The sequence below is a fragment of the Gaiella sp. genome (assembly GCF_039915195.1).
GTDB lineage: Bacteria > Actinomycetota > Thermoleophilia > Gaiellales > Gaiellaceae > Gaiella.
Genome location: NZ_JBDSNT010000118.1, coordinates 1 through 7515, shown reverse-complemented (window position 1 = coordinate 7515; position 7515 = coordinate 1). Strand labels below are relative to the sequence as shown.

General features: G+C 65.5%; 8 protein-coding genes. 2 read left to right on the top strand and 6 right to left on the bottom strand.

Translation table 11 applies throughout. The annotated features are described in order from the left end of the window. Window positions 1–257 (top strand): hypothetical protein (locus ABIR74_RS11570; RefSeq protein ID WP_348178250.1); only part of this gene is annotated, 257 nt, incomplete at its 5' end. A gap of 162 nt (window positions 258–419) precedes the next feature. Here the strand turns inward: ABIR74_RS11570 and ABIR74_RS11565 are convergent. The 6 genes from ABIR74_RS11565 to ABIR74_RS11540 all read right to left on the bottom strand — a co-directional run bounded on the left by ABIR74_RS11565 (window position 420) and on the right by ABIR74_RS11540 (window position 7059). Beyond that, window positions 420–1772, bottom strand: a complete 1353-nt coding sequence (locus ABIR74_RS11565) for an aminotransferase class III-fold pyridoxal phosphate-dependent enzyme (protein ID WP_348178248.1) — start codon at window positions 1770–1772, stop codon at window positions 420–422. A gap of 203 nt (window positions 1773–1975) precedes the next feature. Then, window positions 1976–3367: a dihydropyrimidinase gene (hydA, locus tag ABIR74_RS11560; RefSeq protein WP_348178246.1), complete on the bottom strand. Its 1392-nt coding sequence runs from the start codon at window positions 3365–3367 to the stop codon at window positions 1976–1978. Window positions 3368–3445: 78 nt separating this feature from the next. After that, window positions 3446–4513, bottom strand: coding sequence for an ABC transporter substrate-binding protein (locus ABIR74_RS11555; protein WP_348178244.1), 1068 nt, complete (start codon window positions 4511–4513; stop codon window positions 3446–3448). A gap of 91 nt (window positions 4514–4604) precedes the next feature. Continuing rightward, the gene (locus tag ABIR74_RS11550) at window positions 4605–5426 is read right to left on the bottom strand and encodes an ABC transporter permease (RefSeq protein ID WP_348178242.1); all 822 of its coding nucleotides are present in this window, start codon (window positions 5424–5426) and stop codon (window positions 4605–4607) included. After that, window positions 5423–6214 carry an ABC transporter ATP-binding protein gene (locus ABIR74_RS11545; RefSeq protein WP_348178240.1) on the bottom strand — a complete coding sequence of 264 codons (792 nt, stop codon included), beginning with the start codon at window positions 6212–6214 and terminating at the stop codon, window positions 5423–5425. The genes ABIR74_RS11550 and ABIR74_RS11545 overlap by 4 nt, the downstream gene beginning before the upstream one ends. Beyond that, window positions 6211–7059, bottom strand: a complete 849-nt coding sequence (locus ABIR74_RS11540) for an ABC transporter permease subunit (protein WP_348178238.1) — start codon at window positions 7057–7059, stop codon at window positions 6211–6213. The genes ABIR74_RS11545 and ABIR74_RS11540 overlap by 4 nt, the downstream gene beginning before the upstream one ends. A 74-nt stretch (window positions 7060–7133) precedes the next feature. On the opposite strand from ABIR74_RS11540, the gene ABIR74_RS11535 reads away from it, so the two are divergent. After that, window positions 7134–7515, top strand: a 382-nt coding sequence (locus ABIR74_RS11535; protein ID WP_348178236.1) for a M20/M25/M40 family metallo-hydrolase, incomplete at its 3' end; no start/stop codon positions are given.

The window sequence follows — 7515 nt, the reverse complement described above, 5'->3', positions numbered from 1 at the left end:
ACAGATACAGCCAGGCTGCCGTGGTGGCGTCGTACGGTGAGATGAGCAGCGCGCCTCCGCCCTTCGAAGACGTGCGCATCCCGACCCTTCTCGTGCTCGCAGAGGACTCGTACGTCCGCTACGACGACCTGCTCGACGCCCATCAGGCCGCGCTCGGTGATCTCCTCGAGGTCGTCACCGTCCCCGGCGGCCATACCGTGCTCTGGGATGCGCTCGAGGAGACATCGCGTGCCGTCGCGGCATTTATCCGCGACTAGCCGGAGCTCCCGACACGCTTTCCCTCTCGCGGTCCTCTCAGCAGCCTCGACGCGAGACCGTCAAGCACCTGGCCGGCGGGCCGGCCCCTTCAGGATCGCGCGAAGCGCGCAGAAGAGATTCGGGTGAGAGGGCCCCGATACGCTTTCCCTCTCGGGGTCCTCTCACCCGACATACTCGTCGGCGATCGACAGAACGTCGTCGAGGATCGCGAGACCTTCCTCGGCCTCCTCGCGCGTGACCGTCAATGGTGGCACCACCATGACGACGTTCCAGTGCGACATGAGGTAGAGGCCCCGGTCGAGCGCTGCCTTCGCCATCCGCGCGACGGGAGCTGCCGCCTCGCCCGACGCGTTGAACGGCACGAGCATCTCGCGCGTGTCGCGGTTCTTGACGAGCTCGATCCCCTGGAAGCACCCAAGCCCACGCACCTCTCCGATCGACGGATGCTTCGCCTGCAGAGCGCCGAGCGCGTCCTTGAAGTAGTCGCCCATCGCAGCGGCGTTCTCGACGATGCCTTCCTCCTGGAACGCCTCTATCGAGGCAACAGCCGAGGCACAGGCGAGCGGATGGCCCGCATATGTCAGGCCGCCAGGGAAGAACCTGTCGCGCACCTGGTCGACGATCTCGCCCCGGGCGATCATCGCACCGAGCGGTACGTAGCCCGAGTTGATGCCCTTCGCGACACAGAGGATGTCAGGCACGACGTCCCAGTGCTCGCAGGCGAACCACCTGCCGGTGCGACCGAAGCCCGCCATCACCTCGTCGAGGATGAGCAGGATCCCGTGTCGGTCGCAGACCTCGCGAATGCTCTCGAGGTAGCCGTCGGGTGGCACGATGATGCCGTTCGTGCCGGTCACTGTCTCCAGGATGATCGCGGCCACCGTGTGCGCGCCCTCGTACTCGAGGATCTCCTCGATGTGCGGCGCTCCGGTGCACACCGGGCACGGGTCGGGGTGCCCGGCCGGGCAGCGGTAGGTGTACGGATCGAAGGCGCGCACGATGCCTGCCATACCCGGCTCGGCCGCCCACCGGCGCGGATCTCCGGTGAGTGAGACGGCGCCGTGCGTGGCACCGTGGTAGGAGCGGTAGCGCGCGACGATCTTATGGCGGCCCGTGACCATGCGCGCGAGCTTGATTGCGTTCTCGTTTGCCTCCGCGCCGCCGTTCGTGAAGAACGAAACGGAGAGATCCCCGGGAGTGACTTCCGAAAGCATCCGGCCGAGCTGCGAGCGCGATTCGCTTGCCATCGGCGGGCCGATCGTGCAGAGCTTGTCGGCCTGATCCTTGATCGCCTGGATGATCTTCGGGTGCTGGTGCCCGATGTTGACGTTAACGAGTTGCGAGGCAAAGTCGAGATAGCGCTTCCCGTCGTAGTCCCAGAAGTGGCGGCCCTCTGCGCCTGCGACCGCGATCGGGTTGATCGCGTTCTGTACCGACCACGAGTAGAGAACGTGCTCCTTCGCGTCGGCGACGATCTGGGCGCCGAGGTTCGGGTCTGTCTCGATCGTGGCCATCCTGGGCTCCTTCGTCGTCGCTCGTTCGCTCGATCGTAGCGTGCCGCAACCAACGAATCACGGACGAGAGCGTCCGGACCGCCTCCTCGAAGAACCACGAGTTTCCGAAGGCAGTCCGGGCAGGCCCGGACTCTGTCGGGACAGACGAGATAGCCGAACGTGAGTGACTAGCCCCACCGGTCGGGGGTCATTGCGAGTGCGTACTAGACCAGCTGCTCCATGAATCGCGCGCGTTTGACGAACTGCCCGAAGCCCGGCTCCACCCTGAGCTCGCCGTCCTGCACGACGACAGTGCCCCGGATCAGGGTGGTGTCGACGTCGCCCTTCACCTCGGTGCCCTCGAACAGGTTGTAGTCCGACTTCGAATGGTGCGTCGCGGCCGAGATCGTCGTCATCCGGTTCGGATCGAAGATGACGATGTCCGCGTCCGAGCCAGGAGCGATGGTGCCCTTGCGCGGGTAGAGGCCGAACAGCTTCGCCGGGTTGGTCGCGAGGAGCTCGACCATCCGGTTCAGTGAGATCCGGCCCTCGTTGACTCCGAAGTGGTGAATCATCCTCAGTCGATCCTCGAGGCCCGGTGCCCCATTCGGGATCTTCGAGAAGTCGTCGCGGCCGAGGGTCTTCTGTCCGTCCAGGAGGAACGCGCAATGATCCGTCGAGATCGCGGAGAGAACGTCGTCGCGCACCGCGCTCCAGAGCACCGGCTGGTTCGCCTTGTCGCGGACGGGAGGCGAGAAGACGTACTTGGCTCCGCCGAAATCGGGCTCTTCGAGATCCGTAATGTCGGTGAAGAAGTACTGGGTGCACGTCTCACCCCAGACGTCCCAGTTCTTCTCCCGTGCCGTCTTGATGGCGTCGACGGCGTCCTTGCATGTCACGTGGACGACGTAGAGCGGCGCGCCGGCGATCCGCGCGAGCTGGATCGCGCGGTTGGTCGCCTCACCTTCGATCTCGGGGGGCCGGGTCAGCGCGTGGTAGAGCGGCGTCGTGTTCCCGGCGGCGAGCGCCTCCTTGACGAGCACGTCGATGACGTCGCCGTTCTCGGCGTGCACCATCACGAGCGCGCCGGTCTCGGCCGCGACCTCCATCGTGCGGAAGAGCGTTTCGTCGTCGACCTGCAAGACGCCCTTGTAGGCCATGAACAACTTGTAGGACGTGACTCCCTGCGCGGGAAGGGTCGCGAGCTCCTCGAGGGTGCCGCCGTGTTCGAGGTCGGTGACGGCGATGTGGAAGCCGTTGTCGATGATCGCGTTGCCTTCGCGCTTTGCATGCCACACGGCGAGGGCCTCCGCGAAGGTCTGGCCCTGTCCCTGAATGCAGAAGTCGATGTGGCAGGTCGTGCCGCCGAATGCCGCAGCCGTCTGGCCCGATGTGACGTCGTCGATCGTGACGGTGCCGCCGAACGGCATGTCGAGGTGCGTGTGCGGATCGATCGCGCCGGGCAGCACGAGCCTGTCGGTCGCGTCGAGAACGACGTCCGCATCGACGTCGAGCGACGTCCCGATCAGAGAGACGCGCTCGCCCTCGATGTAGACGTCGGCAATGGTCGAATCGGCTGCGGTGACGACGCGACCGTTCCTGATCAGCACGGACATCGGGGGCTCCTCCTCGAAGATCGGCCCCGGGTCGCGAGGTGCGACCCGGGGCCTCGGTTCAACGGACATCGGTACGCGCTACTTGCCGCCCTCCTTCAGGACGACGACGCCCTTCTTGAAGTTCTTGCCGGTCACATTGATGCCCTGCTTCTTGAGCGTGGCGACCGCCTTCTTTGCGAGGTCGCTGCGATACGAGGCCGCCGAGGCCGGCTTCTTGATCACCTTGAACTTCGTGGCGATCGAGTTGGTCAGCTTGAACTGGACGGGGTCCATGATCCCGATGCCGAGCCTGTTCGGCCAGATCAGGGCATTGACCTCGTTCATCTGCCAGGCCTGGTGGCCCCTCGGAAGCGCCGTGCCCTGCTTGACGACCGTGCTCACGCACGCCTTGGGGTTGTCACGGCAGAACGCCCAGCCCTTGAACGTGGCGGTCAGGAACTTGACTGCCGTCGCCTGGTTGGCCGGATCCTTGATCCAGTCACCCTTCACGAAGAGGCCGTCCTGGAGCATGCCGGTACCGAGCGCCGACATCTTGAAGACGTTCAGATCGCTTAGCTGGTACAGCTTGCCCGTGGCCGGGTTCTTCGTCTCGAGCACCTGCGCAAGCTCGTTGTAGGTCATCGCCGACGCAGCGTCGATCTCGCCCTTGAGGAACGCGACCATGTCGAAGTTCTGCTTGACGAGTGTGACGTCCTTCTTCGGGTCGAGGCCGGCCTTGACGAGCGCCGCCTGCTGCTCGAACTCGTTGCCGAAGAGCCAGACACCGTACTTCTTGCCCCTCATCTTCTGCATCGTGTTGATGCCGCTCTTCTTGAACGTCACCTCGGTCGTGCCGCTTCGCGCGTAGAGCTGCGCGATGTTGACGAGGTCGTTCCCCTGCTCACGGTTGGCAAAGAGACTCGGCAGCCAGTTGACGCCGAACTCCGCCTGTCCGCCGAGCACGACCTGCTCGGGAACGATGTCGGGGCCGCCGACCTTGATCTTCACATCGAGGCCAACCTGCTTGTAGTAGCCGTTCGCCTGTGCGGCGTAGAACCCCGCGAACTGGGCCTGCGTGACCCACTTCAGCTGGACGGTGACCTTCGTCATCGCCTGCTGCTTGTCGCCCTGCGCTGTCGCCATTCCCGCGACCGCGAGGCTCGCCACGAGAGCTAGGGACGCTCCCAGGACCAACCATTTCTTCTTCATCGACCCTCCCTGGTTGTGTGCTCGACCAATCTGATCACATTCGCGCCCGCTAGTCGACTGCCCGAACGGACGGATGCCAGCGAATCACGAGCCGCTCCGCACAGGCGACCGCTCCGTAGAGGACGCTGCCGAGAATGCTCGCGACGACGATCGCCGCCCAGGCGATCTCGTACCGTGACAGCGCCACGGCGCTCTGGATCTGAACGCCGAGCGACTCGGTCGATCCTCCGAAGTAGTCACCGACGACCGCACCGATCATCGCGAGGACTGCGGCGATCTTCAGCGCGGTGAAGAGGTACGGCATCGAGGCGGGGATCCGCAGCTTCCAGAAGATCGTCCGCTGCGGGCACGCATACGCGTGCATGAGCTCGATCGACGCTGGGTGCACGGAGGTCAGCCCACGCAGTGTGTTCACGAGCACCGGGAAGAAACAGAGAGCCGCTGCGATCACGATCTTCGACCACGGGCTGAGAGTGCCGAACCAGGCGTTCGTGATTGGCGCGAACGCGATCACGGGGATCGCGTTCGCGGCGATCAGGTACGGGATCAGCGCGTTTCCGAGCGGGCGCCAGCGGGCGAGCACGAGCGAAGCGATGACCGCCACGCTGCTCCCGAGAACGAGGCCGCCGAACGCTTCCTTGAACGTGATCCATGCGGCCGTAAGCAGCGCGTCGCGGTTCTCCCAGAGGGCGTCGATGACGTCCGACAGGCGCGGCAGGAGGAAGGGCTTGACTCCAAGGACGTCGGGGAAGATCCACTGCCAGCAGAGAAGGCCGATCCCGAAGACGAGAATCGCCGGAAGCCACGTGCGCGCGAATCCCGACGCTCGGCCGAGCCCGCCGTCCGTATCCGTCACGGCGATCGCACTCACGCAGACGGCTCCGACTCGGTCTCGACGGCGTGGAGCATCTCCCGCACCTCGGTGACGAGCTCGAAGAACCGTGGCTCCTCTCGTGCCCGCACTCCGCGCGGCTGCGGCAGATCGATGTCGACCACGCCCGCGATCCGACCGGGGCGCGGCGACATCACAACGACGCGAGTCGAGAGGAAGACCGCCTCGGAGATCGAGTGGGTCACGAAGATGACCGTGGATCGCGTCTCTGCCCAGATGGACAGCAGCTCCAGATTGAGTCGCTCGCGGGTCATCTCGTCGAGCGCCCCGAACGGCTCGTCCATCAGCAACAGAGCCGGCGAGAACGAGAGCGCCCGCGCGATCGAGACGCGCTGCTGCATGCCGCCGGAGAGCTGCCACGGATAGTGGCTGCCGAAGTCCTTCAGTTCGACGAGGTCGAGCATCTCGGCGACGCGGGCCTCGCGCTTCGCGCGATCCCACTTGAGTAGCTCGAGTGGGAGCGCGATGTTCTTCGCGACCGTGCGCCAGTCGAAGAGCACCGCGGCCTGGAAGACGATCCCGTAGTCGCGATCGAGTCGCGCACGCGGGGCAGGCTTCCCGTTGACGAGCACCTCGCCCGATGTCGGCTGTGTGAGGTCGCCGATCACCCGCAGCAGCGTCGACTTCCCGCAGCCCGAGGGGCCGATCAGGGAGATGAACTCGCCGGGCTGGACGTCGAGCTCGATGTTCTCGAGCGCGGTGACGCCACCCTTGGGAAAGACCTTGCCGAGGCCCGAGATCGAGACGACCGAGCTCGGGGTGCTCACGCCAGGGTCTCCGGCGGCCGGTGCACGAGGAGCTTCTCGGCGATCACGATGACGAGGAAGAACGAGATGCCGAGCGCGGCGGCCATCAGGTTGGTCGCCCAGAGGTTCTGGGGATTGAGGACGTAGTACTGGTTGAAGTTGATGATCGCGCCACCGAGGCCTCCCTGGATCGACGAGGGCAACTCGCCGATGATCGCACCGATCACGCACGCCGTTGCGGCGATCCGGAACGCGCCGAACAGATAGGGCAGGGACGCCGGAAGCCGCAGCTTGAGGAAGATCGCCCACTCGCCGGACGCGTAAGAGCGCATCAGCTCGATCGCGCGCGGGTCGGCCGACTCGAGGCCCCTGACGGTGTTGACGGTGACGGGGAAGAAGGTCAGGTAGGCGGAGATGACCGAGACCCGGAGCCAGTCTGTCGGCGTCCAGCCGGCGATCGAGAGGCTGCCGAGCCCCACGACGACAATGGGGGCGATCGCGAGAATCGGGATCGTCTGCGAGCCGACGACGTACGGCATGAGACCTCGCTCGAGCATCTGGAACCGGGCGATCACGGCGCCGAGTGCGAAGCCGAAGATCGTGCCGATCACGAATCCTACGAACGCCTCCTTGGCGGTGAACAGGGCTGCCTTGAAGAGGAGCGAGATCAGCAACTCCCCGTCCTCCTGAACCGGGTCGAACAGGGCGCCGACGATCGACGGAAGCGACGGCAACGTGATGTCGTCGACCTCGAACGGCCATGTCCATCCCGTGGCGAGGAAGAGCTCGCGATAGCCCGTGTAGAAGGCGCACACCCCAAGGAGCACAGCAATTCCGATCGCGACCCTCTTGATGACGTTGATCACAACGGTATTCCGTACCACAGTCGGCGGCCGCGTGCCGCCTGGAACTCCGGATACCGACGAGGTAGGCTCGCGTCATGGCACTCGAGCCCGCACGTGTCGTCCGGCAGCTCCGCGAACTGCAGGAACTGACGGGGGACGAGAACGGCGCACAGCGCGTGGCCTGGACAGACACGTGGAACGCGGCGCGGACGTGGTTGGACGGCCTGCTCGACGGGCTGCCCCTCGAACGCGAGCGCGACGAAGCGGGCAACGACTGGTGGACACTTCGCGGGGCCTCCGACCGTGCAGTCCTCATCGGCGGCCACATCGATTCGGTGGGGAACGGCGGGTGGCTCGACGGCTGCCTCAACCTGGTGGCCGGGGCCGAGGTGCTCCGACGGATCGTCGAGGAAGGAAACCCGACGGTCACCGTGCGGCTCGTCAACTGGGCCGACGAGGAGGGTTCGCGCTTCGGAC

Bases quoted from the DNA above. Each gene is read 5' to 3' on its own strand.
- ABIR74_RS11565 (WP_348178248.1), bottom strand. From the start codon at position 1,772: ATGGCCACGATCGAGACAGACCCGAACCTCGGCGCCCAGATCGTCGCC.
- hydA (WP_348178246.1), bottom strand. From the start codon at position 3,367: ATGTCCGTGCTGATCAGGAACGGTCGCGTCGTCACCGCAGCCGATTCG.